Genomic DNA, 26,009 nt, shown 5'->3' with positions numbered 1-26,009 from the left:
AAGGCGTGACTCGAGGACGCCGATCAAGAGCCATCGGCGCCGGCACGCCATATCGACTTCCGCCGCATGCTGATCGGCCGCGAGCTTTTCCACGGCAAGGCGTGACTCAAGGACGCCGATCAAGAGCCATCGGCGCTGGCACGCCATACCGATTTCCGCCGCATGCTGATCGGCCGCGAGCTGTTCCACGGCAAGGCGTGACGAGATCTGGTGCGAATGACTGGCGTTTCCGCCCGATCATTCGCACCACCCCGGAGTATCAGGGTCCTGCCGCCACCGGCGTCAGCTCCAGCGTCAACACCTCGAACGGCGCCAGCGTGATCGTGCCCGGCTTGTCCGCATCAAGTGTCATTCCGGACTTGGTCGCATCGCTTTTCCACGGACTGTGCGCATGGAAACGGCGCGCCGCGTCAGCAGGAAGTTCCAGCTGACGTTGCAGGTCGACCACCGCCAGCTGCGCGTGGTCACCCGGATTGCGCAGGGTGATGATCGACTTGCGCGGCGACCACGCTGCCCAACCGTATGCGTCGAGCCGATCGGGATCGCCGCCGATCCAGTGCGTGTCGCGCAGCACGTCGGCGTTCGCGCGCGACCAGTTCGCCGCTTCGGCCAGCACGTCCCAGTCGTGGCCGCTCAGCAGCGACGGCGTGATGTACAGCTCCTGCAGCTCGGTGCCGGTGGCGAAGTACGAGTGCACCTCGTTGGCGAAGTCGTGGCCCGGATCGGTGTTGAGCTTGCGGTTTTCCTTCGCGTAGATGATGCCGTGGAGCATCAGCGAGTTGATTGGGAACAGCGGGCCCTTCAGCACGATGTTGCGGTAGGTCTGCGCATCGCGATAGGTGATCCACTGCTCGCGCGTGCTGCCGACGCCGGTTTCGCTGTCATCCTCGCCGTCGCGCCAGATGGTGTCGGCGTAGCGCAGCCAGAACGGCGACGCCCAGGTCCCGGTGGTGAGGTTGATGAAGGTGTCCGGCTTGGCCGCGCGGATGTCGTCGATCAACTGGATCGCCGCCGCGAAGTCGCTGTCGAAGCGGCTGCCCGGGAACACCTTGTCGGCATTGCCGGTACCGTCGAACTTGAACTGGTTGATGCCGTCCTTTTTGACCAGGTCCATCACCGCGTCATGGAAGCGCTGGTAGTACTTCGGGCCGGACAGCGCCAGGCCGCCGTCGATGATCTCGTAGCCGGCCCTGGCGCCACGCTCGGCACGTTCCTTCGCCGGTGGACCGTAGCCGCCCCACGGCGACAGCCACACGCCCGGCGCGGCGCCGTACTTCGAGGCGGCTTCGCGCAGCGGCACGAAACCGTGCGGAAAGTCCTTGCTGAAGTGCCAGCTGCCGCTGCGGTCGTCCCAGCCGTCGTCGAACAGGAACGAATCCAGTTTCACGCCGCGCTTCACGTGCAGCTCGGTGCCCACCGTGTTGATGCGGTCCAGCGCCTGCGCTTCGGTATACGGCGTGAAGTAGCCGATGTCGTACCACGAGTTGTAGTGCAGGAACAGCCGGTACGGATGCGCCCGCTCGCGCTCGACGTAGCTGGCGAAGTCGCGCCGCAGCTGGCCGTCGCGCACCACGCCGACCACCGCCGAATAGTCGACGGTCTTGCCTTTTTCCAGTGGCAGCGTGCGCGTCAGCGTAAGCTTCACGTCGTTGTGCCGCACCGCGCTGTCCGATTGCGGGTTCTCGAAACCGAGGTAGACGTTGCCGGCCACCACCGGCGAGCCGTTCACGCTGCCCACTACTTCGGCGTCCATCAACTGCGTTTCCAGCAGCGACACCTTGGCGATCTTCTCGTCCTGCTTCAGCGCGGCGATGCTGACCACCTCGCGCAGGTAGGGTGAGCCGTCACGCTGCACCAGTTTCCAGTCCACCCGGAAGCGGCCATTCGCGTCGCCGAAGCTGGCCTCCACAGCCTGGCCAGGCTGGCGCATGGCGAGGCGCGAAGCCTTCGCGTCCACGGGCAGCGGGCGGGCGCGCGGCGGCGACAGCAGCTTCATGTCGGAAGCCTTGATCGTGCTGCCGTCGGCCAGCAACAGCGCGAACGGCGCGGGCACGGCGAACGTGCGGTCGTGCGCCCGGTCGGTCATCGTCATGTCGACGAGCCGCTTGCCATCCAGCTTCCACGCCGCCTCGATCGCGGCGTTGCCGAAGCGCTCCACGCCGTGCCGATCGGCGAAGGTCGCTGCGCCGGGATCGAGTACGGCCTTGTCCCGGACGGTGCCGTCCCCGGCGTGTGCCGTGCTGAAACCCGTCAGCGCGGCCAACAGGCAGGAAGCCAGCACGCTCATGCGCGACAGGCGAAAGGAATGCGGATGCGTTGCTGCCATGGTTGCCTCTCGTGTTGATTCATTGATATCCACCCGCCGGTTGCGCTCGATGCCCGGTGCCTGTGCGGCTTCGCATGACGATGGGCGATGGCGGCATCGAGCGACAGGCGCCCTGCAGACACGCTCACGGCTGCCTGGGTATCCACTGCTGATAGTCGGACGAATCGCAATCCGCCAGATTCACCGTGCTGTTCTGGCCGGCATCGCCGGCTGCGTTCAGGCATTGACCGGAGCCCACGTTGAACCAGGCCTCCGAGCCCGGCATGTACAGCCACTCCTGACTGCTGTCGGCGGTGCAGCTTGCGGCAAGTACGGCACTGCTGCCGTTTGCCTGCAGGCATACGTTGCGATCGATCAGATTCAGCCGGTTGCCGACATCGTTCGCCAGCAGCTGGTTGCCCACCGCCCAGGACGAGCTGTCGCTGCCCGCACAGACATTGAGGCCCAGGTGGTTGCCGCCCAACGTATCCGCGCAGTAGTGCTGGACGCGGTTTTGGGCGATGAAAGGCGCCCCGGGCGGCTGGTTGATGGTGGCGATGACCGTCCTGTCCGGGTTCATCATCGAACTGGCGATGGACGCGCAATCGCCATAGGTTTCTGTCGAGGCGTTGTTGGTCTGCACGGCATTGCCCGCGGGGTCGTACATGAGCGGAGCGTAGAACACCGCCGTCGTGGGCGGCACCTGGGAGCAGGAGGAATACTGCTGCGATCCCTGGGTGAAGTTTTCGACGAACTGCGGCACGACGGCCTGCAACAGGCCGTTGCCCGCCGGCGAATGGATGGTTCCTATCACCGTGGTCGTGCCCGTGTCGGCATCGGTGATGGAGGCCTGCCAGAGATAGTTTTCGCCGGCGTCGGCCTCGCCCGCGGGAATCGTCGTCTTTCCCGCGTACTCAACGTGCAAGGTGTACCTGGTCCCTTCCCTCCACGCCGGCTCCTTGCTGCCTTTGGTGGTGAACAGGCATTGAGTGCCGGTGCCCTCGCCACCGAATGCCCGGCATACCGCACCGGGGGCGGAGCCGGGTTTGTCGACACTGGAATCGTAGGTCTGGCCGAAGATCGAAAAGAGAACGGTCTTGGTCTTTTTCGAGTTTTGCTGGATCCCGGCATAGCCGCCCTGGTTGACGTTGACCGTCCAGAAAAACTGGCTGGCGTAAAACGTGTTGCCGTTGTTGCCAGGCTCATGAGTCACCCGCATGGAGGCGGCCAATCCGTTGTAACCGTACAGGCCGTCGGCATTCGCGACAGCCGAGGCGGGGTAGTAGTAGTGATTCGCCGCCATGCCGCCCGCAATCACGGCGTGCGCCGGGCCGGCCAGGAAGACTCCGATACCTGCAAGCCCATAGGCGAGATGCAACAGATATTTTTTCATGGGATACCTCGGTGGATAGGCGAAGGTGATGCCATCGGCCGCGCGGCGCGGGAACGTGGTTCGCGGACAATCAGCAGGGGCGTCGCACCGTGTCGGCGCGACGCCCTGTGTCCTCATCGAAAGGTGTAACGGGCGATCAGCATCGTCGTCCGGGGTGCCTGCCAGGTTGCCGCGCCGTAGCTCGGGTTGAGGATCGGCGAACCATCGTTCTGGAAACTGCCGGTGTCGTAGCGCTGCTCCGCATCGATGCCACCCTGGCGATTGGTGACGTTCTGCATCTGCAGATCGAGGCTCAGGTGATGGGAGTCGCTGATGGCCCAGTCGTAGCCCACGCCCAGGTTCCATTGCCAGAACAGCGGCGTACGCCCGGCCGCTCCCAGCGGTGCCGGTACGTTGTTGCAGAAGTGGCTGGCAGCACCGTATTGCTCGGCGGGGTTGTCGATGTCCGGATAAGTGCCAAGGCAGTTCTGCGGCGTGCCGGTGGACAGGTCGAACGTGCTGCCGATACGCAGGCCGCTTGGGAAGTAGTAGATGCCGTTGAGCTTGAGGCTGTGCCGCACGTCGCCGGCCAGGTTGCCGGAGCTGTGCTCCATCAGGCCGGGGAAGTCCCACAGGATCTGCTCGGACGGTCCGCCGTTGGTGCGCGTACCCAGATTGAGCAGGCCGTCGTAGTTGCCGTACAGGTGCGCCCAAGTGTAGCTGAGGTCGAGGAAGTACGGCTCGTCGCTGTTCTGCGCGTGCGTCAGTTCCAGCGTGAGGTGGACGTACTTGCGCGTGGGCGCCGGGCCGAACACGCTGCCCGGCACGGTCAGCGATTCCAGCTTGCCGTCGCCGTCGTAGTCGCGCATGAACACCTGGGCGATGCCCGGGTTGATCATCGGGCAGCCGCTGGAATCCTCGTAGTCCGGGTAGCCATGGGTCTGCGCGTAGTCGGTGATGCCCTGGGTGTAGCAGGTGTCCTCGATGGCGCGCTTGAGCGAGGAGTAACCCAGCTCGGCCATCGACGACCAGCTGTTGCCCAGCGTCTTCTGCACGTACACCTGGAACTCGTACTGGTACGGTGCCTTGATGTTGGACGTGGCGACGTTCGCGGCGCTGGGCGCCTGGCCGTTGATCAGCGTCTCCTGCGGACCGATCTGGGTCAGCCCGGTCGGCGCCTGTGTGTTCGGATCCCTGCCGGCGTAGGTGTAGTAGCGGTACCACTGGGTGACGGCGCCAGCCGCACCGTTGTTGACGCTGGACGGGATCGGGATGGTGTACTTGCCGGCGTTCGCACCGACCTTCATCGTGCTGTCACCGTAAACATCCCACGACACGCCAAGCCGTGGCGACAGCAGCGGCAGGTGCCAGAAGTTCTGGCCGTTGACGTTCTTGTTGATGAAGGTGTCGTCGCGCAGGCCGGCATAGACGATCCAGCGGTCGGACGCCTGCCAGTAATCGTCGATGTAGAACGCCTTGTTGACCGTGTAGAACGGGCCGCCGGTGCTGATGAAGTACTGCGCCACGTAGCGGCCATCGGCCGGTGCCGGCGAGCCGTTCGGCAGCACGCTGCCGGGCTGGGTGTAATAGGTCCAGTCGCCGCCGTCGGTGGTGGTGCTGACGTTGTTGATGAAGTGCTTGTAATGCTCGCCGCCGATGGTGATCTTGTGGTCGCCCAGGTTCCAGGTGAAGTCGCCCTTGAAGCCGCGGCGCCAGTAGGCGAACGGATACAGCTTGCTGCTGGTGGTGGTGAGACCGATGTTCTTGTGCACCTGGGTCACCGGATCGACTTCGATCACGTAAGGCAGGTTGGTGCCCGAGGTGGAAGTCGGGCTGAGCGAGGACTGGCTCAGGTATCCGCCCATCAGGCGCAGGCTCATGCTGTCGTTGATCTGCCAGTGGTAGTTGCCGATCAGGAACTGGTTCTTGACCTGGGTCGAGGTCCAGCCTGCGTACGCGCCTTGCGAGGACGGGTCGTAGTCGCGCGTCAGGCTGTACCGGTTGTTGAAGGTATTCTTCCAGTCACGGTTGCCGACCACGTTGAACGACTGGTCGGCGTTGATGTTCCAGGTGAGGTTGAGCAGCCCGTTCTTGTCACGGTTGGCCGTGTCGATGTGCCGGTTCTGCGTATTGCTCTGACTGGTATTGGCCGGCGAGTTGCCCAGCATGGCGAAGAAGAACAGCTTGTCCTTGACCAGCGCACCGGACGCGAACAGGTACTGGTTGGCCACATTGGCGCTGTGGCTGTTGGAGGAATTGAAGCGGTAGTAGTCGCCCTGCGCTGTGCGCGAATCGCGCGCATGCGGGTTGAACCACGAAGTCGCCGGCGTGAAGTACAGCGAATAACCCGCCTGGAACCGGTTGGTGCCCTGGCGCACGGTGGAGGCGATCGTGCCGCCGGTGGTGCTGGTCCAGCTCACACCGGCGTTGGCGCTCAATACCTGGGTCGAGGTGATCGCCTCGGCCGGCAGGTAGGTGGCACCGAGCCCGTTGTAGTCGTAGGTGCTGTCGAATTCGTTGTAGTAGTAGCGGTTCTCGGCCGGGCTCGCGCCGCCCATCTGGATCAGGCCGGTAGTCTGGTTGTCGTATTTCACCTTCGAGCTCAGCAGCGCGACGCTCTCGGGGCCGCGCCCGGTCGGCAGCTGGTTGACCACGTTCATGCTGTAGTTGTTGGAGAACTCCGGTGTGCTCACGTCGATCGGCATCACGTCGGCATCGATGGCTCGTCCGGACACCCGAATCGCGCCGAGATTGGTGGCGCTCGCCGACGCGGTGGCGGCGGCCTCGACGCCGGAAAGCGCCGGCACCATCGTCTGCACGTTGGCGCTCACCACGACAGTGCGGGTGCCGATGGTGGAGCCGTCCTGCAACACGGTGACGGTGTACTTGCCCGGATTGAGGCCGCCCACGTTGTAACGCCCATCGCTGTCCGGCTGCAGTTCGCGGTGGTAGCCGGTAGCCGGATTGGCTACTTCGAGCGTGACATGACTGCCGCCAGGCTCCCTGCCATACAGGCCGCCGGTGATCGATTGCGCCTGCGCGACATTCGCACCCAGTGACACCAGCAAACCCATGGCGAGCAGCGTTCGCCGCAAACCGTCAGCCCTGTTCCCGGCGCCCCGGTGTGCAGCAGCGATCAACAACTTCCTGCTCCTGCCCGCGACGGTGAAACCATCATTCTTTTCAGCATGCATTGAAATGCCCCTCACGTAGTTCGTTGTCGCCCTGCGCAGAAATGCCCTCCCCTCTGCCACAGGCGGTTGTGGTTATCCGTGGGAACACCTCCTGCCCACGAACTCGCTTGCACGTTCTCCAGAATTTCGGACAAAAGCCTCCCTGCCGGACCCATGACTGGCCCGGTTTGACTTCCTGCTTTTCAATCACGCCAGACGCTGCACTCGAACCTTTGCGAGCAACGTCTCCACCGCCCGTCGTTCGACGAAACCGGTTTCCTGACCTTGCGCATTGGCCGAGCCACAGGCCACGCCCAGACGCAAGATCCCCTCCAAATTCATGTTTCGCGCCATGCCCACCGTCATGCCGGCCAGCAGGCAGTCGCCGGAACCCACCGTGTTGCGTACCTGTTCCAGTTCGATCGAGGCATGCCAGACGCCACTCGCATCGGCAGCCACCGCGCCCAGTGCACCCATCGTCACCACCGGCATCGCGATGCCGCCGGCATGCAGTTCGCGAACCGCGTCGACTGCCGCGGCGAGATCGCCGATCGGACGTCCGAGCAGCTCGGCGATCTCGTCGCGATTGGGCTTGACCAGAAATGGTCGAGTCTGTGCCGCGTGCTGCAGCAGTTCGCCACCGGCGTCGATCAGGCAGCGCTTGCCGGCATCGCGCACATGCGCTGCCAGTTCAGCGTAGGTGGTCGACGGAAACCCTCGCGGCAGGCTGCCGGACAGCACGATCAGCTCGCTGTCATCGACGCCACGACGAAACGCGCGCAGCAAGGCTTCCTGCTGCGCGCCGTCCAGCAGCGGCCCCTGCCCGAGAATCTCGGTGACCTGGCCGTCCGCGTCCTGCAACGCGATGCAGGTGCGCAGGCTCTCGGCAACCTCGATGCCGTGGAACACAACGCCGCGTTCACACAGCAGCCGACCGATCATGTTGCGATGGGCCGGGTCGACCAGGCCGACCAGTTGCACGCGCTCACCCAGCGCGGCAATGGTCTGTGCCACGTGCAACCCCTTGCCGCCGGGATACGCCTGTTCGTCGAGTGCGCGGCTGACTTCGCCGGGACGCAGCGCATCCAGCCGGATGAGCCGATCGATCGCGGTGTTGAAACCGATGACCGTGATCACGACAGGTCCGCCAGCAGGGTGTCCACTTCCGATACGCTGGCCTGGCCGACCGTACCGCCGGTTCGGCGCGTGGAGAGGCTGCCGCAGGCACTGCCCCAGCGCATGCAGTCCTGCAGGGTCTGGCCACGCAGCCACGCATGCAGGAAACCGGCGTCGAACGAATCGCCGGCGCCGGTGCTGTCGACCGGATGGACCGCAAACGCCGGTACTTCGAGCAGTTGTCCCTGATCCAGGCTGGCGCAGCCGAGCTGTCCGCGCTTCACCACGGTTTGCGTGCGCCCGTTGTGCAGCGCATGCAGGCCATCGAGCAGCCGCTCGCGGCCAGTGATGGCCGCCAACTCCAGCTCGTTGGGCAGAAACAGGTCGACTTCCTCCAGCGTGCCAAGCAGGTCGGACGCCCACGCCTGCTGCGGATCGAAACCGGGATCGAGCGAAGTGCTCAGACCCGCGGCATGCGCACGCGCGAACAGTGCGCGGCAATCGGGCCGCAGCGCACGCTGCAGGTAGTACGAGGAGACATGCAGGTGATCGGCGCTGGCCAGCAACGCATCGTCCACTTCGTCCGCGCGCAGCGTGGCGATCGCGCCGGGGAACGTCACCAGGGCGCGATCCTGCGGCGTCGACAGCGAGACGGTGACGCCGGTGCGCAAGCTCGCCTGCGGCTGCACGGCGGCAATGTCGATGCCGGCGTTACGCAACGCATCGAGACAATAGGCTCCCCAGCTGTCGTCACCGAGCTTGCCGCGGAATGCCACGGGATTGCCCAGCCGGGCCAGCCCCATCGCACAGATCATCGAGGAGCTGCCTGGCGTCATGCAGAAGTCGTCGGCCAGCACTTCGCGGCCTGGCGCAGGCAAGGCATGGCAGTGCTTGAAGACCAGATCGACGTTGATTTCGCCGACGACCAGGATGCGCTTCATGCGTCCCCCTCATGCTCGCTTTCCGAGCTGCGCTCCCGGTGCATCGGAAAGTGCTCGACCACGCGCGTGAGTACGCCCTGCGACGGCGTGTCGGGTTTGCCACCCAGCTCGAGGCAACGGAAGAACGCGAGCAGTTGCCCCACCACCACATCCGCCAGCAGCGGCAATGCATCATCCGTCGCGCCCAGGCCTGCCTGCTCGATCCCCACGTCGTGCGGCCCCAGCACATCTGCCGGAATGTGTTCACCCACCAGCACACGGGTCATGCCCAACTGCTTGCGTGACAGTTCGCGCAGCAGGTCGAGCTCGTAGGCACGCACCGCCGGGTCCGGTGACAGGAAGCCGACCACCAGAGTCCTGTCGTCCAGGCTCGACATCGGCCCGTGGCGCAGGCCGAGATAAGTTTCCGCCACCGTGACGACCGCGCCGCCGGTCATCTCCAGCATCTTCAGCGCACATTCGTGGGCCGCGCCGAGCGCGCCGCCACTGCCGAGATAGACGACCTTGCCGAACTCGCCACGGGCGACGGTCGCAAGCGCATCGGCCTGCTCGTCGAAGATGCGCTGGACGCCGCGCGCCAGCCGGGTTACCGCCGCGAGGGCGTCGCTGCCTCCACGCTGAACCAGGCCGAAGCCGGCCAGCAACAGGTTGGTGAAGCTGCTGGTCATCACCAGGCTACGGTCATTGGTGCGCTCGTCCAGCACCAGCACGGTGACCCGCGGGTCATTGCGATAACGGGTGGCGAGCTTGCCGTTGGCGTTGCAGGTGATGACCATGTGGCGATAGTCGGGGGCATCCGCCAGCAGGCGATCCACCACGCCACAGCTTTCCGGGCTGTCGCCGGAACGCGCCAGCGAAATCAGCAAGCCGGCGCCGGGTGGTAGCACACTGCGCCAGTGCGTGAGCAAGCTGCCGGCTGCAATCGCCTGGGCGGGGATACCCAACTCGACCTGCAGGCTGGGTGCCAGGCATTCGCCGATATACATGGAGCTGCCCGAACCGGTCAGCACGATATGGCTCGGGCGCGGCACCAGCGCTGCCTGCATCAGCTCGCGCAGTTGCGGCTGGCGCAGCAGCTCGGCCGTATCCAACCAGGTCGCCGGCTGCTGCAGGATCTCGCGCAGGGTATCGGCGTAGCCGTGCGCCTGCTGCGCCGCCAACGGGGCTGCATGCAAGGCGTCCAGCTCGATCGAAACTTTCGTTTTATTGCTTAATTTTGACATTTTGCCAAATTCGATTGAATATGAAAGTATTAAGCTCCCGAACCGAGAGTATTCGAAATGAAACAAAGCTTGCAAGAGGTTTCGAACACCGGCAGCCAACTTTCCCGGCTCGCCCTGTCCCATGGCAAGCGCACCCGTCTGTGGCGGTTGCTGTACGGCTACGGTCCGCGCAACGGCAGCTTGCTGGTGCTCCCGCTCGACCAGGGACTGGAGCATGGTCCCACCGATTTCTTTCCCCACCCGCCGGCCGTCGACCCGGGCTATCAGTTCGAGCTCGCCGCGGCCGGTGGCTTTTCTGCCATCGCGCTGGGCATTGGCCTGGCCGAGAAGTACATGGCCGAGTACTGCGGCCGGGTGCCGCTGATCCTCAAGCTCAACGGCAAGACCAATATCGCCAGCGACGCCGAAGCCACCTCGCCGCTGTTCGCCTCGGTCGAGGACGCGGTGCGCCTCGGTGCCGACGCGGTCGGCTACACCATGTACGTGGGTTCGCCGCGCCAGCACGACGAAATTCGCCAGTTCGAAAAGGTACGCCAGGACTGCGAACGCTATGGCATGCCGCTGGTCATGTGGGCGTATCCCCGCGGCAGCGCGGTCAACGCCAGGGGTGGCACCAATACGCTCTACGCGCAGGATTACGCCGCCCGCGTGGCGCTGGAGATGGGCGCCGACATCGTCAAGCTGCACGAGCCGAACGACAGCGTGGCGAATGTACCGGCGCCTTACGACAAGTTGCAGGAGGACGCCGCTGCCCGCTGCGAACGCGTGGTGCGCTCGGCCGGTCGCACGATGGTGCTGTTCTCCGGCGGCGAGAAGAACGACGATGACACTGCGGTACTGCGCAAGGTCGAGTTCTACATGCAGTCCGGCGCCAATGGCGTGATGTTCGGTCGCAACATGTGGCTGCGCCCGTTCGATCAGGCAGTGGCGCTGGTTCGCTCCGTCCACGACATCATGGCGAAATATCCGCGCTGAACAGGCAGATGAGGCACGCAGCCCGATGAGCGACAGTTCCTCCCGATCGCAGTTCCTGATGCAGGCTGGCTGCCTGTGCTGCGCGCCGCCCGGCGGCGCCGGTACGGTGCGCATCGAGGGCAGCAGGAATCCCCTGCAAACCCGGCCTGACGCTGGCAAGAGCGGATTGCGACTGAAGGACTTCCAGCCGCGCAGCATGCTGCAGGTACCGAAGACGCGCATCGAGCAACCGCGCTTCCCGGTCATCGACGTGCACGCGCACCTGAGCTGGTCGAGCAACGTGCGCAGCGGCATCTCGGTGGGCGAAGAAGTGACCTTGTTCGCCCGGCCCGAGGATCTGCTGCCGGTGATGGATCGCAAGGGCATCCGTACCCTGGTGAACCTCACCGGCGGTGTCGGCGCCGGCCTGGAAAAGAGCATTCGCAGCTTCGACCAGGCCGCACCCGGCCGTTTCCTCACCCTCACCGAACCGTCATACGAATACTTTGCCGAACCGAACTACGCGCAGCTGCAGGGCGACGCGATCGACCATGCCAAACATGTCGGCGCGCGTGGACTGAAACTGCTGAAGACGCTGGGCTTGTATCTGCGCGAGCGGATCGATGAAGGCCCGCTGGTGGCGGTGGACGACCGCCGCTTCGATCCGATGTGGGAAGCCTGTGCCGCCCACGACCTGCCGGTATTCCTGCACGTCTCCGACCCGGAGGCATTCTTCCTGCCTACCGACGAGAACAACGAGCGCTACGAGGAACTGACCAATCATCCGGACTGGTCGTTCTACGGTCCGGAGTTCCCCGGCAATGCGGAGTTGCTCGCCGCGCGCGACCGCCTGATCGCACGCCATCCGAAGACCACGTTCGCCCTGCTTCACGTGGGCAACAACGCGGAAAACCTCGCCGCCGTGGCCGCCTGCCTCGATCGCTTCCCCAACACGGTGATCGACATCAGCGCGCGCATCGGCGAGCTGGGTCGCCAGCCACGCATCGCGCAACGCTTCTTCGACCGTTACCAGGACCGGATCATGTTCGGCACCGACGCGGTACCATCACCGTACGGCGACGACGTGCCGCAGCAGCTGTTCGGCGACGAGCTCTACGAGATCTACTACCGTTTCCTGGAAACCGACGACGAATACTTCGATTACGCGCCGGCACCGACGCCGCCGCAGGGTCGCTGGTCGATCTACGGACTCGCCCTGCCGGACGAAGTGCTGCGCAAGGTTTACCATGACAACGCCGCCCGACTTCTGAAAATCGCCCCATGAGTGAAACCCCCGTCGCCTCCCGCCGCCTGCTGGTCGAAGAACGTCGCCGCCTGATCGTCGAACTGGTCGAACAACAAGGGCGCGCCACGGTGGAAGAACTGGCAACCCGCTTCGGCACCTCCACCGTCACCATCCGTGCAGACCTGGACGCGCTCGCGCGCAGCTCGGCAATCGCCCGCTCGCATGGCGGCGCCTTGCCGGCTGCGCCAGCAACGAACGACACCCCACTCAATATCAAGGAAACCCGCTGGCACGCGCAGAAGCTGCGCATCGGCCAGGCCGCGGCGAAAATGATCCGGGACGGCGAGACGATCATCCTCGACTCCGGCTCGACCACGGTGGAGATCGCCCGGCAGATCCGCCAGCTGAAGTTCGAATCGCTCACGGTGATCACCAACGCGCTGAATATCGCGATGGAGCTGTCCGGCCTGCCGCAGATTCGCGTGATGATGCTGGGTGGCATGCTTCGGCAGACTTCGTATTCACTGGTCGGCCCGGATGCCGAGCAAGCGCTGGCCAAGCTTTCCGCGGATCGCCTGTTCCTCGGCGTCGACGGCCTCGATCCGGAAGTGGGCGTAACCACGCCCGATCCGCTCGAGGCGGCATTGAACGCGCTGATGATCCGCGTCTCGCGCCAGACCATTGCCGTGCTCGATGCCAGCAAGCTGGGCCAGCGCAGCCTGTCGGTGATCACGCCGGTGAAGAACCTCGACATCGTGATCACCGACACCAGCGCGCCGGCCGAAACCGTCGAGGCATTGCGCACCGCCGGCGTGCAGGTCGTGCTGGTCTGACGTCGGCGGGTGTCGCTCAGAAGTCCAGACGGAAATTCGCCGTGGCCATCCTCGCCTGCTGGCGCTGACCGAGATACTCGTCGTAGCCCATCTGCAGGCTTGCGCGCGGGCTTATGCGCCAGTCCAGCGTGGTGCCGAGCACGCCGCCATAACGCGACAGCCCGATGCCACCGACCGGAGCGAACTGATCGATACCGCTGAAACTCGCGTCGAACACTTCGCCGCGCACGCCGAACGACTGCTGCCACGACACGCGGCCTTGCAGGCTGAGGCTGCCGCCACCGGGCAAGGCCCAGTCACGCGTGGCGCGCAGGCCCGCGCCGGCCTGCCAGCGCGCCGTGGTTTGCGCCGCCGATTTCAGGCCGAATCCGTAGGCGCCCCGCTCGTTGAAACCGTCGCGCTGGATCTGCGCATACTGCAGGTTCATGTAAGGAGTGACCTGCGTGCGGCCCAGCGCCATGCGATAGCCGCTTTCGCCATAGGCCACGCCGTAACGACCGTTGCCGTCGCTGGCCACCCCGGCGAACTGATCGCCGAGCTGCAGCTGACGGCGCATGGTTTCGCGATAGCTGCCGATGCCGAAACGACCCATCGTGTACCACGAGCCGTGGATCACGCCGCCATACAGCATCGCTTCCAGCGCATGGCTGTAACCCTGGTCCGCACGCTCGGCCAGCCGCCCCAGGCCCTGGCTCTGGCCCAGCGCGTAACCGACGATGCCGTTGCCGTCGACGCGATAGTCCTGTCCGACCAGCGAGCCGCCAAGGTCGTAGCCGACACTGTCGTAGCCGCTGCGCGACAGGCCGCCGTGATAGCCGAGGTTCTGCGTCCAGCCACCCACGGTCGGTGCGTCGAGCAGGCTGTCGAAGCGATCGGACAACGCCCGCGTGCCGGCATCGATCGCCTCGAACGTCATCGCCGCGCTGGCGGCATGCAGCTGGCCGGAGAGGCTGGCCAGCGAATGCTGCATCACGTCGGTGGACACGGCGTGCTGCAGGCTCGCGGCGCCGGCGATGAAGCTGGCGCCGACGGGTGTCCCGCTACTGGCGCCCTGCAACTGGGTGTTGATCTGCGCGAACGCGTTCTGCGTGCGCAGCGCGGCGCCGTAGCTGGCGGCAGTGTAAGGCAGGCCCTGGATCTGACTCAGGTTCACCTGTTGCACGTCCAGCCAGGCGCTGATGCTGTCATAACCCAGCGTGGCGGTCAGCACCACGCTGGGTGCGGTGTTCAATGCCGAAAAGGTGCCCGTGAGGCCGCCGTTGGCCGTCAGGACCGTGGTGTGCGAGTCGAGCGTATAGCCGGTATTGGCGCCAAACACGTACAGGTCGCCACCGGACAGGGTGGCCGTGCCACTGACGTGCAGTTGCGACCCCAGCGATACCGCCAGTCGACCATTGCCCTGCTGCACGTAGTTGCCGCTCAGATAGACGTCGCCCTGACTTGCCACCAGGACGCCGGCGTTGGTCACGTTGTTGTAAACCGTGAAGCCGGTGGGATTCTGCGGCGTGTCGCCGGACATCAAGGTGCCCTGCGCGCCGATCTCGACGGGGCTGCTCAATCCGGCCACGGCGAGCGTACCTTCCTGGATCTGGGTGAGGCCGGTATAGGTGCTGCTGCCACCCCAGAGGTTGAGCCTGCCCGGCCCCTGCTTGATCAACCCGCCGGCGCCGGAGATCGCGTTGCCCCAGGTCGAGGTACCGCTGAAGTTCACCGTGACATCACCCCAGTCGAACCTGGCTGGCCCGTTGACCGCCCTGAATGTATTCAGCATGCCGTAGCCGAACGTCGCATCGGGACCGGGTGCGCCAAGGTCATTGGCCGTGCCCAGCAGGGTCTGCCGCACCAGATCGTTGCTGAAATACGGAAACGCCTGCCACACCAGTGCCGCGGCACCAGATACCTCCGGTGCCGCAAACGACGTTCCGCTCACGATCCAGTAGGTGGGTTTGGTACCGGCCACGGCATCCTTGTCGCTGACGATCACGTCGCCCGGCGCGGCAAGGCAGTAATTCATCGCCTTGCCACAGGCATTGGAATAGCTGGCCAACTGGGTCGGGTGATTGCTGTCGACGGCTACCGCGACCAACCAGCCGGCCTCCAGTTGTGGCGCCAGGCTGGGCAACGCGGCGATGTCGCTGGGATCGCTGCGCGAGTCGTTGCCGGCGGCAAACACCACCAGCCCGCCATGCTGCACCACGAACGGCTGGTAGGCCTGGGCGAATGCCTGGTTGATGCTGGCGTTCGCGGTGTCCCAGTAGATGCCACCCCAGGAGTTGTTCATCACTTGCACGCCGGCATTGATCAGCGCCGGGTTCAGCGTCTGCGCGAAGAAGTCGGCATCGGCGGCGGTGACTTCGTTGCCCTGCCCCGAGCCGTCGTCCTTGGGCGTGACATCGCTGATGATTCGCGCGGATACCAGGCTGGCGCCCGGCGCGATGCCACCGGGGAACTGATCGAATGCCTGGCCGGCGGCGATCTGCGAGACCCAGGTGCCGTGGCCGACCACGTCATCGATCGCCGTGTTGTTGACCGAGGGATCGACGTAGACCAGTTCCTGCTTCACCCGTCCGGCCAGCGCGGGATGATTGCGCATGATGCCGCTGTCGACCACGCCGATGGTCACGCCGACGCCCGTATAGCCCAGGCTGTGCGCGCCGTAGGTGCTGGTGAGCGCAAGCTGGGCATCCAGCGGCGGCTGGTTGGTCGAGGTGGTGGGCGGCGGCGAGCTCGGCACCGTCGGTGGCGGTGTCGGCTTGACGTTGCCGCCACCACCGCAGGCGCTCAACCCCAGCGCCACCGCCACCAGCAGCGCCAACTCGCGACGCCGGAAAACCGAATCGAGTCTGTTCATCATGCCCCCGCACGCGCGTTTCGATCTGACCACCGTCGGTGCAGCCAGCCCACCCGGCGCAGTCCCCGCACGCATCTTCGCACAACAAAATTCCAATGAAATACCCGCAAGTCCTTGCGCCTCAAGGATTCGTCGCGGTTTGCCCAGCTTCCCGGCGGACTGCGATAATCAGCGAGTTTCCTTTCAGGCGTTCGCGCCCCACCAAAGTCTTGCAAGCGGAGTTGTCCATGTCGGATGTCAGCGTCGTCATCGTCGGTTCGAAGCGCACAGCGATCGGCTCGTTCCTCGGCCAGTTCACCGGCGTCCCCACCCCGAAGCTCGGTTCCGTCGCCATTCGCGCGGCGCTGCAGCAGTCCGGCGTGGCTCCGGCCGACGTCAGCGAGGTGATCATGGGTTGCGTGCTTCCCGCCAACCTTGGCCAGGCCCCGGCGCGTCAGGCGGCGCTGGGCGCGGACCTGCCGGTCGGCACCGGCTGCACCACCATCAACAAGGTGTGCGGCTCGGGCATGAAGGCGATCATGCTCGGCCATGACCTGATCAAGGCAGGCTCAGCCAACGTGGTGGTGGCCGGTGGCATGGAGTCGATGACCAATGCGCCGCACATGGTCAATGCCCGCACCGGCATCCGCTACGGCGATGGCCAGCTGGTCGACCACATGGCCTGGGACGGCCTGACCAACCCCTATGACGGCAAGGCGATGGGCGTGTTCGGCGAACTGTGCGCCGACAAGTACCACTTCACCCGCGAAGAGCAGGACGCGTTCTCGATCGAGTCGGTCAACCGGGCCAAGGCGGCCCAGCAGAACGGCGCCTTCGCCGACGAGATCGCCCCGGTCACGGTGAGCGGCCGCAAGGGTGACGTGGTGGTCGATACCGACGAGCAGCCGGGTCGTTCCGACGTGGCGAAGATCCCCACGTTGAAGCCCGCCTTCCGCAAGGAGAACGGCACGATCACCGCGGCCAGCTCCTCCAGCATTTCCGACGGTGCCGCTGCGGTGGTGCTGCTTTCCGCCGACGACGCGAACAAGCGGGGACTGAAACCGCTGGCGCGGATCGTGGCCCACGCCACCCATGCGCAGGAGCCGCAGTGGTTCACCACCGCGCCGGTCAGCGCGATCCAGAAGGTGCTGGACAAGGCTGGCTGGAAGGTCGGCGACGTGGACCTGTTCGAGATCAACGAGGCGTTCGCCGTGGTCGCGATGACGCCGATGAAGGAGCTGGGCATCCCGCACGACAAGCTCAACGTCAACGGCGGTGCCTGCGCACTGGGTCACCCGATCGGTGCCAGCGGTGCGCGGCTGGTGGTGACCCTGTTGAACGCGCTGAAGATGCGTGGCCTGAAGCGCGGCGTGGCTTCCCTGTGCATCGGCGGTGGCGAGGCGACCGCCATCGCGATCGAATCCATTGACTGATCCCGAGGCCGACCGGCCACTGTCGCGCAATATTCACATGACGGCCGGTTAAATCTGTTTTTAATACGCACTGAAGGGTCGCCATAAACATCTGGCGCAATGTCCACGAAAGCGTTATTAATACACGGCCAAACGGCATTCCACGGCAAAGGAGATCCACCATGAAGTTTACGCGTACCCTACTCGCCGCCGCGCTCGTCGCGCTGTTGGCGGCATGCAGCAACGGCGCGCAGGATTCCGCGCAGGACGCCCAGAAGTCGGCTGATACCGCACAGCAGGCTGCCGATACGGCGCAGCAGGCTGCCGCGGCAGCTCCGACCCCGGCGACTGAGCAGGCTGCAGACCAGGCCAAGACCGCTGCTGACGCAGCTGGCCAGGCCGCCGATCAGGCTGCACAGGCTGCCGTCGCGGCTTCCGCCGCTGCTCCGGCCAACACCGATGCGTCGAAGGACGCCATGTCGCAGGCCAAGGACGCCGCCGGCAACGCTGCCGACGCCGCCGACAAGGCTGCCGACGCTGCGAAGGACGCCGCTGGCAACGCCAAGGACGCTGCCGACAAGGCCAAGGACGCGATGAAGGGTCACTGATCCCTCTCGGTTCTGCATTAAAGAAACGGTCGCCTCGTGCGACCGTTTTTTTTGGCCCGTGATTAACCGGCTGCGCGGAGTGTTTTTGTCACGGCACAACGCCGGCTATCATCCATGGTTTGTCCCCGACGGGAACCCGACCGTGAGCTTCCATTCATGAGCGTCATTGCATCGCAGATCGATCCGCGTTCGCCCGAATTCCAGGCCAGCAGCCAGCAGTTGCGCACCGTGGTCGAAGACCTGCAGCGCGAACTGGCCCGCAGCGCCGAGGGCGGCGGCGCCAAGGCGCGCGAAAAGCATGTGGCCCGCGGCAAGCTGCTGCCCCGCGAGCGCATCCGCGCCCTGCTCGATCCCGGCTCGCCGTTCCTCGAACTGTCGCCGCTGGCGGCACATGGCATGTACGACGGCGACGCGCCTGCCGCCGGCGTGATCACCGGCATCGGCCGGGTCAACGGCATCGAGGTGGTGGTGGTCGCCAATGACGCCACGGTCAAGGGCGGCACCTATTTTCCGATGACCGTGAAGAAGCACCTGCGCGCGCAGGAAGTGGCGCTGGAAAACCGCCTGCCCTGCGTCTACCTGGTCGACTCCGGCGGCGCCTTCCTGCCGCTGCAGGACGAGGTGTTTCCGGACAAGGAACACTTCGGCCGGATCTTCTACAACCAGGCGCGGATGTCCGCGCTGAACATCCCGCAGATCGCCGTGGTGATGGGCTCGTGCACCGCCGGCGGCGCCTACGTGCCGGCGATGAGCGACGAGACCGTCATCGTGCGCGAACAGGGCACGATCTTCCTCGGCGGCCCGCCGTTGGTGAAAGCGGCCACCGGCGAGGTGGTGGACGCCGAGACGCTGGGCGGCGCGGACGTCCATACGTCCATCTCCGGCGTGGCCGACCACTTTGCCGAGAACGACGCGCATGCGCTGTCGATCGCCCGCGACATCGTCGCTCATCTCAACCGCAAGAAGGACATGCCGCTGGCGCTGCGCGCGCCGGTCGAGCCGAAGTACCCGGCCGAGGAACTGTACGGCGTGATCCCGCAGGACACCCGTCGCCCGTTCGACATCCGCGAGGTGATCGCACGCATCGTCGACGGCTCGGAGTTCCACGAGTTCAAGGCGCGCTACGGCAAGACCCTGGTCTGCGGCTTCGCGCACATCCACGGCTACCCGGTGGGCATCGTCGCCAACAACGGCATCCTGTTCGCCGAGAGCGCGCTCAAGGGCGCGCACTTCATCGAGCTGTGCAACCAGCGCAACGTGCCGCTGGTGTTCCTGCAGAACATCACCGGCTTCATGGTCGGCAAGAAGTACGAGCAGGCCGGTATCGCGAAGGACGGCGCCAAGATGGTCACCGCGGTGGCCTGCTCGCACGTGCCGAAGTTCACCGTGGTGATCGGTGGCAGCTTCGGCGCCGGCAACTATGCGATGTGCGGTCGGGCCTATGGCGCCCGCTTCCTGTGGATGTGGCCGAACGCCCGCATCTCGGTGATGGGCGGCGAGCAGGCCGCAAGCGTGCTGGCCACGGTGAAGCGCGACGGCATCGAGGCCAAGGGCGGCGAGTGGTCGGCCGGCGAGGAGGAGGCCTTCAAGGCGCCGCTGCGCGAGCAGTACGAGCGTCAGGGCCATCCGTACTACGCCAGCGCCCGCCTGTGGGACGACGGCATCATCGACCCGGTCGACACGCGGCGGGTGCTGGGCCTGGCCATCTCCGCATCGATGAACGCGCCGATCGAGCCGCAGCGTTACGGCGTGTTCCGCATGTAAGCTTTTCCGTCTGGTACAACGACTTCACAGGGGAAGTCAGGGATGATTGTCGGTATCGATCTGGGCACCACGCATTCGTTGATCGGCTGTTACGACGAAACGGGGCCGCGGTTGTTCGCGAATGCGCTGGGCGAGTTCCTCACGCCCTCGGTGGCCAGCGTCGATGAGGCCGGCCACGTGATCGTCGGTCAGCCGGCCCGCGATCGGCTGGTCAGCCATCCGCAGATGAGCGTAGCCAGTTTCAAGCGCTGGATGGGAACCTCGCGCGAGACCCGGCTGGGCACGCACAGCTTCCGTCCGGAAGAACTGTCCGCGCTGATCCTGCGCTCGCTGCTCGCCGATGCCGAGGCGGCGCTGGGGGAAAAGGTCGGCGAGGCCGTCATCAGCGTGCCGGCGTATTTCTCCGATGCCCAGCGCAAGGCCACCCGCGCCGCCGGCGAGCTGGCCGGCATCCGCGTCGAGCGGCTGATCAACGAACCCACCGCTGCCGCGCTGGCCTACGGCCTGCGCGAGCAATCCGACGGCGCCCGCTTCCTGGTCTTCGACCTCGGTGGCGGCACCTTCGACGTGTCGGTGCTGGAGATGTTCGAGGGCGTGGTCGAAGTCCATGCCAGCGCCGGCGACAACTTCCTCGGCGGCGAGGACTTCCTCGACCTGCTGGAGCAGACCTGCCGCGCCGACCTGAAACTCGCCGACGACGCGCTGGACGCCAGCCAGCGCGGCCAGCTGCGACGGCGACTGGAGGCGGCCAAGCGCACGCTGGGCAGCGAAGGTCATGCACGCATCGAATTTCCGCTGGGCGACCGGCAGCTGGACTGGCAGATCGACGAGGAACGCTTCAACCGGCTGGCCGATCCGCTGGTGCAGCGCATGCGCGCGCCGCTGGAACGGGCGATGCGCGATGCCCGGCTGAAACCGGAACAGCTGGACGAGATCGTGCTGGTTGGCGGCGCCAGCCGCATGCCGCTGGTCGCCCGCACGGTGTCGCGTATGTTCGGCCGGTTGCCGCTGCGTCACGTAAACCCCGACCAGGCCATCGCGCTGGGCGCGTGCATCGCGGCTGGGCTGAAGTCGCGCGACCAGCGCCTGGACGAGATCATCCTCACCGACGTGTGCCCGTATTCGCTGGGTACCGAAGTGGCGCGCCGCGACGAACAGTGGCGCGCCGTGACGGGCTTCTTCGAACCGGTCATCCAGCGCAACAGCACGGTGCCGGTCAGCCGCGAGGAGACGTTCTGGCCGGTCCAGGAACGGCAAAGGCAAGTGCAATTGGACGTCTATCAGGGCGAGAGCCCGCTGGTCGAGAAGAACATCAAGCTGGGCGAGCTGACGGTGGACATCGACCCGATGCTGTCGATCGCGGAGAACGCGGTGACCGTGCGCTTCACCTACGACATCAACGGTGTGCTGCAGGTCGAAGCGCACGTGCACGCCAGTGATCGTCGCTACGAGCTGCTGCTGGAACAGAATCCCGGCCTGCTCGACGCGCAGCAGATCCGCGAACGCCTGGTGGCGCTGAACGATCTGAAGATCCATCCGCGCAGCAAGCAGGAAAACCTCGCCATGCTGGCCCGCGCCGAGCGCCTGTACGAGGAACACCTGCATGCGCGCGACCAGTTGCAGGAATGGATCGCGCGTTTCCGCACCGCACTGGAAAGCCAGGACGAGGCGATCATCCGCGAGCATCGCCGCGAATTCGGCCGCGCGCTGGATACGCTGGAGTCGGCCTGATGTCGCCGCTCGAGCTGCTCGGACTGGCCGCCGACGCCGACGAACGCGCGATCAAGCGCGCGTATGCCCAGCGGCTTCGCAGCACCCGCCCCGACGACGACCCGCAAGGGTTCCAGCAATTGCATGCCGCCTATCAGGCGGCGCTGGCCCATTACCGGGCCGCGGCCGTCCATGAGTCCGTACCATCGCATGAGCCGATGCGTGAGCCATCCCTGCCCTTGCCCTCCGCATCCTTGGCAGCCACGGCCGCACCGGATCTCCCGGCCGCCATCGAGCCACCCGCGCCGCCTCGTTTCGACCTGGACGCCTTCTGCAGCGCCGTGTTTGCGCAGGCTTCGATCGGCGATGCCGCGGCGCTGCAGGCGTGGCTGGCGGGCCGCCAGGAACTGTGGTCGTTGCAGTTCAAGACACGGATCGGCCGATACCTGCTGAACGAGCTCCATGAACAGGTGCCACCGATGCCGGTCGACTGCATGGAGGCCCTGCTGCGCTTCTTCGATCTCGATCACGCACTGGCCGACCACGATCCACTGGCCATGCTGCAGCTCACCCGGCGTTCTCGACTGGCCTGGCAACTGCAGGACAGCGACGAAGAAAGTCTTGGCGCGCGGCTGGAACTGCATACGCCGCTGCAACGCTGGCGGGCGCATTGGGTTCTGCGCCAGTTGCAGCGCCCGTTCCGCTGGCTGCGTGTGCTCTGGCTGGGCGTGAATGTCGTCGTTCCCGAACGCATCGCGGACTTCGTCGCCGAGGTAAGCGACAACCACCCGGAAGACCTGCCCGAAACGATCGACCGCACCCAGCTCGGGTTCTGGCTGGCCGCTGCAGATCGTCAGCGCGTCACTCGTCCGCGGCTGATCCTGGGTGGCGTCCGCAGCGTGGGCATGCTGCTGCTTGGCATCGTGCTGGCGCCGCTGCTGAGCTTGCTCTGCATCGACAGAATCGCGCTTCGCCCCATGCTGGTCGTGGTCGGCGTCATGATGGTGCCGAGTGCGCTGTGGGCTCTCTGGATGGCCTGGTCTGCACTCGTCTTCTGGTACATCGAACGGGAACCGGCCGGACGGCAACGCGCCGCGCGCAAGTACGTGGTGCCGCTCCTGTGCGGTGCCGGCGTGGTGCTTGGCGCTTTGGGGCAGGACGGTCCCGGACTCGTGCTGATCGCCCCGGCCTTGTGGCTTTCGGTTCGTCGCTACTGGTACCACCACGCGAGCCGCTATGCGGCGTTCAATTCGGGCTACGTCCGACTGGCGCTCCTGTTGGCCATTCCGGTGCTCCACGCCGTATTGAATGCGGGCCTGGGCGCAGACCTGGTGTCGTCCGGTGATGTCGTCGCCGCGGCAGCCATGCTGGCATGGACGGCCGATCTGCGAAGGCAACCCCGAGGTCAGGCCAACGTTCGCTGACCGAGGTTCGACGAGGCATCGTCAGCAGACGTGGTGCGCGCAGGCATCGTGCCGGTTCCTGCCCGCTGCGTTTGCTGACGCCGCACGAAGCATGCGCCCCAGCACAGCACCAGCAAGGTCATGGCATAGAACACCATCTGCATGCCAGCCGGGCGGGCGTCGTAACCGATCAGCACGTGGGCGGTCTGGCCCAGCAGCGACCCGTTGCCGAGCAGCCACGAGCTGTCCCACAACGGCTGCCCCCAGGCAGGCAGCAGGTCGGCCTGGATCAGGTAGCGTGCGGCGCTGGAGGCCAGTCCAGCGGCCAGCAGCACCAGCATGGCGTTGGTGGCGCCGAAAAAGTGGCGCAACGGAATCCGCAACAAGCCCGCATACAGGCCGAAACCCACGGCCGCCCCGGCCAGCACGCCAAGCGTCAGCCCGGCCCACAGGTGATCCGCACCGCCGGCGCGCATGCCGTACAGGAACAGCACCACTTCCGAACCTTCACGCAGCACCGCCAGGGACACCACCAGCAACAGCAGGCCAAGCGAACTCGCGCCGCTGTGCACGGCCGTGCCCAGTGCCTGCATCTGCCGGCTCAATTCCCGCCCATGGCTGGACATCCACAACACGTGCCAGCCGATCATCAGCACGGCGGCGATCAGGATGGCCGCGTTGAACAACTCCTGGCCCGCGCCGCTGAAGGCATCGGCCAGCAGGTTGGCCGACAACGCCACCAGCACCGCGCCCAGCACGCCGAGCGCGATGCCGCCGCCGACAAACCAGCCGCGCCGCGGCACGCCGCGGGTGGCGGCGGCGACCACGGTGACGATCAGCGCCGCTTCCAGCACTTCGCGAAATACCAGCAAGGCGATGGCCCACATGGCGCTACTCCACCACCAGCGTGCCCTGGGCCGTGGGTTGGTGGAAGTCGCCGTAGAAGCGGTAACGACCCGGCTTGAACGGACCGATGAAGATGCTGATGCGGCTGTTCGGCATCACGATCTTCTCCGCCGGAAAATCATCGCTCTCGAATTCCTCCGGTGACGGGTCCTGGTTGACCAGTTCCACCTTCACCCGGGTATTGGCAGGGATATGCAACTCCGCGGGCTGATAGCGGTGGTCTTTCAGGGTCAGCGTGTAGCCGGGCACGTCGGTCGCGCTGGCCAGCAGTGGCAGCATCAAGGCGAGCAAGGCGGACATCAGGATTTTCATGGCTTGGTCATGCCTCATCAAGTTGATTGATAATCATTATCAACCATGGCGACAAGAAAGCCCGCATTCAAGCCCGCCGTCCGGCAAGGCACGGGGCTGGCATCGCTGCGGGCGACGGGCGTCATTCTGGCAGCAGAACGCAAGCGGGCCCCTGATCTGGATCAGGAGCCCGGTTGGAATGGAGGGCAGCGAGCCGACGCGGTTCAGTCCTGCGGCGGTTCCCCGCGCAGGCGCACGTCGTTGGGCAGCATGTCGGTACGCTCCCGGTTTTCCTCGCGCTGGGACTCGAAGAAACGCTGCACGTGCTGGCAGACCGGCATGGTGTTGTCGCGGGTGGCCGCGGAGACCAAGAACCACGGCGCGGTCCAGCCCAGCTCGGCGACCACCTGCTCCGCCGCTGCCTGGCGTTCGTCCTCGGCCAGCAGATCGGCCTTGTTCAGTACCAGCCAGCGCGGACGCTCCAGCAGTTCGGGATTGAACTTCTCCAGCTCCTGTTCGATCGCCCGCACCTGGCCGGCCACATCGGAGCCGTCGATCGGCGCGATGTCGACAATGTGCAGCAACAGGCTGGTGCGCGACACATGACGCAGGAACTGGATGCCCAGTCCGGCACCTTCGGAGGCGCCCTCGATCAGGCCGGGGATGTCCGCGATCACGAAGCTCTGGTCGGTGCCCAGGCTGACCACGCCCAGGTTCGGATGCAGGGTGGTGAACGGATAATCCGCCACCCGCGGCGTCGCCGCCGACACCGCGCGGATGAAGGTCGACTTGCCGGCATTTGGGAAACCGAGCAGGCCGACATCCGCCAGCAGGCGCAGCTCCAGCTTCAGCTCGCGCACGTCGCCCGGCGTGCCCGGCGTGGCCTTGCGCGGCGCCCGGTTCACCGAGGTCTTGAAATGGATATTGCCCAGTCCGCCCTTGCCGCCCTGGGCCACCAGCATGCGCTGGCCGTGGCTGGTCAGGTCGCCGATCACCTCGTCGGTGTCGACATTGGTGATCATGGTGCCGACCGGCACGCGGATCGTGGTGTCCTCGCCGCCCTTGCCATACATCTGGCTGCCCATGCCGTTCTCGCCGCGCTTCGCCTTGAAGCTGCGCTGGTGGCGGAAGTCGATCAGCGTGTTCAGGCCTTCGTCGGCCACCAGCCAGATCGAGCCGCCGAAGCCGCCGTCGCCGCCGTCGGGGCCGCCGAACGGGATGAACTTCTCGCGGCGAAAGCTGATGCAGCCATTGCCGCCGTCACCGGCCATAACCTTGATGTGTGCTTCGTCGACGAATTTCATGGGGGAGCCGGGAATAGGGAATGGAGAATCGGGAATGGGAAGAGCGCGCAATCAGGATAGGGTACGGGACTTGCGGAAACCCCGCTTTTACCATTCCCGATTCCCCATTCCCGATTCCCTGCCGCAAACGAAAAGCCCCGCCGAGGCGGGGCCTTCGCTATCGCATCGCGACAGGCTTACGCCTGGACGACGTCGACGAAACGGCGGTTCTTGTCGCCACGGATGGCGAACTTGACGGTGCCGTCGATCAGCGCGAACAGGGTGTGGTCACGACCCAGACCCACGCCCACACCCGGATGGAACTGGGTGCCGCGCTGACGCACGATGATGTTGCCGGCTTCGATGGCCTGGCCACCGTAGATCTTGACGCCGAGGTATTTCGGGTTCGAATCGCGACCGTTGCGGCTGGAACCTACGCCTTTTTTATGTGCCATGACTCAATGCTCCAGTTGCTCAGGCGTTGATGCCCGTGATCTCGATTTCGGTGAAATGCTGACGGTGACCCTGCTGACGCTTGTAATGCTTGCGGCGGCGGAATTTGATGATGCGGATCTTGTCGGCACGACCGTGCTTGCGCACGGTGGCGCTGACGGTGGCGCCCTCTACAACCGGCGCGCC

The 26,009-nt window shown here is 65.5% G+C and carries 20 protein-coding genes; 8 read left to right on the top strand and 12 right to left on the bottom strand.

What is annotated here, in order from left to right:
• Nucleotides 1-259: 259 nt before the first annotated feature.
• From ASD82_RS03830 to ASD82_RS03805, 6 genes are all read right to left on the bottom strand, one after another.
• Nucleotides 260-2,326 carry an enterotoxin gene (locus ASD82_RS03830; protein ID WP_200950210.1) on the bottom strand — a complete coding sequence of 689 codons (2,067 nt, stop codon included), beginning with the start codon at nucleotides 2,324-2,326 and terminating at the stop codon, nucleotides 260-262.
• Nucleotides 2,327-2,450: 124 nt separating this feature from the next.
• Nucleotides 2,451-3,698 carry an RICIN domain-containing protein gene (locus ASD82_RS03825; protein ID WP_056715668.1) on the bottom strand — a complete coding sequence of 416 codons (1,248 nt, stop codon included), beginning with the start codon at nucleotides 3,696-3,698 and terminating at the stop codon, nucleotides 2,451-2,453.
• A gap of 113 nt (nucleotides 3,699-3,811) precedes the next feature.
• Complete coding sequence (locus ASD82_RS03820; protein ID WP_056715666.1) at nucleotides 3,812-6,751, bottom strand: TonB-dependent receptor; 2,940 nt, start codon at nucleotides 6,749-6,751, stop codon at nucleotides 3,812-3,814.
• Nucleotides 6,752-7,057: 306 nt separating this feature from the next.
• On the bottom strand, nucleotides 7,058-7,987 hold the full coding sequence (locus ASD82_RS03815) for a 1-phosphofructokinase family hexose kinase (protein ID WP_056715663.1): 930 nt from the start codon (nucleotides 7,985-7,987) through the stop codon (nucleotides 7,058-7,060).
• Complete coding sequence (locus ASD82_RS03810) at nucleotides 7,984-8,907, bottom strand: carbohydrate kinase family protein (RefSeq protein ID WP_056715660.1); 924 nt, start codon at nucleotides 8,905-8,907, stop codon at nucleotides 7,984-7,986. The genes ASD82_RS03815 and ASD82_RS03810 overlap by 4 nt, the downstream gene beginning before the upstream one ends.
• The gene (locus tag ASD82_RS03805) at nucleotides 8,904-10,205 is read right to left on the bottom strand and encodes a tagatose-6-phosphate ketose isomerase (RefSeq protein WP_235580629.1); all 1,302 of its coding nucleotides are present in this window, start codon (nucleotides 10,203-10,205) and stop codon (nucleotides 8,904-8,906) included. The genes ASD82_RS03810 and ASD82_RS03805 overlap by 4 nt, the downstream gene beginning before the upstream one ends.
• Here ASD82_RS03805 and ASD82_RS03800 point away from each other — a divergent pair.
• The 3 genes from ASD82_RS03800 to agaR are packed head-to-tail and all read left to right on the top strand — an operon-like array spanning nucleotide 10,200 to nucleotide 13,163.
• Complete coding sequence (locus tag ASD82_RS03800) at nucleotides 10,200-11,105, top strand: fructose-bisphosphate aldolase (RefSeq protein ID WP_235580628.1); 906 nt, start codon at nucleotides 10,200-10,202, stop codon at nucleotides 11,103-11,105. The genes ASD82_RS03805 and ASD82_RS03800 overlap by 6 nt on opposite strands.
• A 25-nt stretch (nucleotides 11,106-11,130) precedes the next feature.
• Nucleotides 11,131-12,369 (top strand): amidohydrolase family protein, encoded by a 1,239-nt coding sequence (locus tag ASD82_RS03795; protein WP_056715650.1) that lies wholly within the window; start codon nucleotides 11,131-11,133, stop codon nucleotides 12,367-12,369.
• Nucleotides 12,366-13,163, top strand: coding sequence for a transcriptional repressor AgaR (agaR, locus tag ASD82_RS03790; RefSeq protein ID WP_056715648.1), 798 nt, complete (start codon nucleotides 12,366-12,368; stop codon nucleotides 13,161-13,163). Before ASD82_RS03795 ends, agaR begins: the two co-directional genes overlap by 4 nt.
• A gap of 16 nt (nucleotides 13,164-13,179) precedes the next feature.
• On the opposite strand, the gene ASD82_RS03785 is transcribed toward agaR, so the two are convergent.
• Entirely contained in the window at nucleotides 13,180-16,014 is a 2,835-nt protein-coding gene (locus ASD82_RS03785) for an autotransporter serine protease (protein WP_056715686.1), read from the bottom strand.
• Between the two features lie 227 nt (nucleotides 16,015-16,241).
• Here ASD82_RS03785 and ASD82_RS03780 point away from each other — a divergent pair, with 227 nt between their 5' ends.
• The 5 genes from ASD82_RS03780 to ASD82_RS03760 all read left to right on the top strand — a co-directional run bounded on the left by ASD82_RS03780 (nucleotide 16,242) and on the right by ASD82_RS03760 (nucleotide 22,911).
• Complete coding sequence (locus ASD82_RS03780; protein WP_056715645.1) at nucleotides 16,242-17,426, top strand: acetyl-CoA C-acyltransferase; 1,185 nt, start codon at nucleotides 16,242-16,244, stop codon at nucleotides 17,424-17,426.
• Nucleotides 17,427-17,587: 161 nt separating this feature from the next.
• Complete coding sequence (locus ASD82_RS03775; protein WP_056715640.1) at nucleotides 17,588-18,013, top strand: hypothetical protein; 426 nt, start codon at nucleotides 17,588-17,590, stop codon at nucleotides 18,011-18,013.
• Nucleotides 18,014-18,169: 156 nt separating this feature from the next.
• Nucleotides 18,170-19,777 (top strand): carboxyl transferase domain-containing protein, encoded by a 1,608-nt coding sequence (locus ASD82_RS03770; RefSeq protein ID WP_056715637.1) that lies wholly within the window; start codon nucleotides 18,170-18,172, stop codon nucleotides 19,775-19,777.
• A 42-nt stretch (nucleotides 19,778-19,819) separates the two neighbouring features.
• On the top strand, nucleotides 19,820-21,508 hold the full coding sequence (locus ASD82_RS03765) for a molecular chaperone HscC (protein ID WP_056715633.1): 1,689 nt from the start codon (nucleotides 19,820-19,822) through the stop codon (nucleotides 21,506-21,508).
• Entirely contained in the window at nucleotides 21,508-22,911 is a 1,404-nt protein-coding gene (locus ASD82_RS03760; RefSeq protein WP_056715630.1) for a hypothetical protein, read from the top strand. Before ASD82_RS03765 ends, ASD82_RS03760 begins: the two co-directional genes overlap by 1 nt.
• Here the strand turns inward: ASD82_RS03760 and ASD82_RS03755 are convergent.
• From ASD82_RS03755 to rplU, 5 genes are all read right to left on the bottom strand, one after another.
• On the bottom strand, nucleotides 22,893-23,777 hold the full coding sequence (locus tag ASD82_RS03755; RefSeq protein WP_056715627.1) for an FTR1 family protein: 885 nt from the start codon (nucleotides 23,775-23,777) through the stop codon (nucleotides 22,893-22,895). The genes ASD82_RS03760 and ASD82_RS03755 overlap by 19 nt on opposite strands.
• A 4-nt stretch (nucleotides 23,778-23,781) precedes the next feature.
• Nucleotides 23,782-24,108 (bottom strand): cupredoxin domain-containing protein, encoded by a 327-nt coding sequence (locus ASD82_RS03750; RefSeq protein ID WP_056715623.1) that lies wholly within the window; start codon nucleotides 24,106-24,108, stop codon nucleotides 23,782-23,784.
• A gap of 203 nt (nucleotides 24,109-24,311) precedes the next feature.
• A complete protein-coding gene (cgtA, locus tag ASD82_RS03745) occupies nucleotides 24,312-25,391 on the bottom strand; it encodes an Obg family GTPase CgtA (protein ID WP_056715621.1) in 1,080 nt (359 codons plus the stop codon).
• Nucleotides 25,392-25,567: 176 nt separating this feature from the next.
• The gene (gene rpmA / locus ASD82_RS03740; RefSeq protein WP_007806105.1) at nucleotides 25,568-25,825 is read right to left on the bottom strand and encodes a 50S ribosomal protein L27; all 258 of its coding nucleotides are present in this window, start codon (nucleotides 25,823-25,825) and stop codon (nucleotides 25,568-25,570) included.
• Between the two features lie 19 nt (nucleotides 25,826-25,844).
• Nucleotides 25,845-26,009 (bottom strand): 50S ribosomal protein L21 (rplU, locus tag ASD82_RS03735; RefSeq protein WP_082585234.1); only part of this gene is annotated, 165 nt, incomplete at its 5' end.

Origin of the sequence: Rhodanobacter sp. Root179 (assembly GCF_001428465.1) — a bacterium.
GTDB lineage: Bacteria > Pseudomonadota > Gammaproteobacteria > Xanthomonadales > Rhodanobacteraceae > Rhodanobacter.
The sequence above is the reverse complement of the archived record's forward strand: the minus strand, read 5'-3'. Positions and strand labels throughout refer to the sequence as shown.

Bases quoted from the DNA above. Each gene is read 5' to 3' on its own strand.
- ASD82_RS03830 (WP_200950210.1), bottom strand. From the start codon at position 2,326: ATGGCAGCAACGCATCCGCATTCCTTTCGCCTGTCGCGCATGAGCGTG.
- ASD82_RS03825 (WP_056715668.1), bottom strand. From the start codon at position 3,698: ATGAAAAAATATCTGTTGCATCTCGCCTATGGGCTTGCAGGTATCGGA.
- ASD82_RS03820 (WP_056715666.1), bottom strand. From the start codon at position 6,751: ATGGGTTTGCTGGTGTCACTGGGTGCGAATGTCGCGCAGGCGCAATCG.
- ASD82_RS03810 (WP_056715660.1), bottom strand. From the start codon at position 8,907: ATGAAGCGCATCCTGGTCGTCGGCGAAATCAACGTCGATCTGGTCTTC.
- ASD82_RS03795 (WP_056715650.1), top strand. From the start codon at position 11,131: ATGAGCGACAGTTCCTCCCGATCGCAGTTCCTGATGCAGGCTGGCTGC.
- agaR (WP_056715648.1), top strand. From the start codon at position 12,366: ATGAGTGAAACCCCCGTCGCCTCCCGCCGCCTGCTGGTCGAAGAACGT.
- ASD82_RS03785 (WP_056715686.1), bottom strand. From the start codon at position 16,014: ATGAACAGACTCGATTCGGTTTTCCGGCGTCGCGAGTTGGCGCTGCTG.
- ASD82_RS03780 (WP_056715645.1), top strand. From the start codon at position 16,242: ATGTCGGATGTCAGCGTCGTCATCGTCGGTTCGAAGCGCACAGCGATC.
- ASD82_RS03775 (WP_056715640.1), top strand. From the start codon at position 17,588: ATGAAGTTTACGCGTACCCTACTCGCCGCCGCGCTCGTCGCGCTGTTG.
- ASD82_RS03770 (WP_056715637.1), top strand. From the start codon at position 18,170: ATGAGCGTCATTGCATCGCAGATCGATCCGCGTTCGCCCGAATTCCAG.
- ASD82_RS03765 (WP_056715633.1), top strand. From the start codon at position 19,820: ATGATTGTCGGTATCGATCTGGGCACCACGCATTCGTTGATCGGCTGT.
- ASD82_RS03760 (WP_056715630.1), top strand. From the start codon at position 21,508: ATGTCGCCGCTCGAGCTGCTCGGACTGGCCGCCGACGCCGACGAACGC.
- ASD82_RS03755 (WP_056715627.1), bottom strand. From the start codon at position 23,777: ATGTGGGCCATCGCCTTGCTGGTATTTCGCGAAGTGCTGGAAGCGGCG.
- ASD82_RS03750 (WP_056715623.1), bottom strand. From the start codon at position 24,108: ATGAAAATCCTGATGTCCGCCTTGCTCGCCTTGATGCTGCCACTGCTG.
- cgtA (WP_056715621.1), bottom strand. From the start codon at position 25,391: ATGAAATTCGTCGACGAAGCACACATCAAGGTTATGGCCGGTGACGGC.
- rpmA (WP_007806105.1), bottom strand. From the start codon at position 25,825: ATGGCACATAAAAAAGGCGTAGGTTCCAGCCGCAACGGTCGCGATTCG.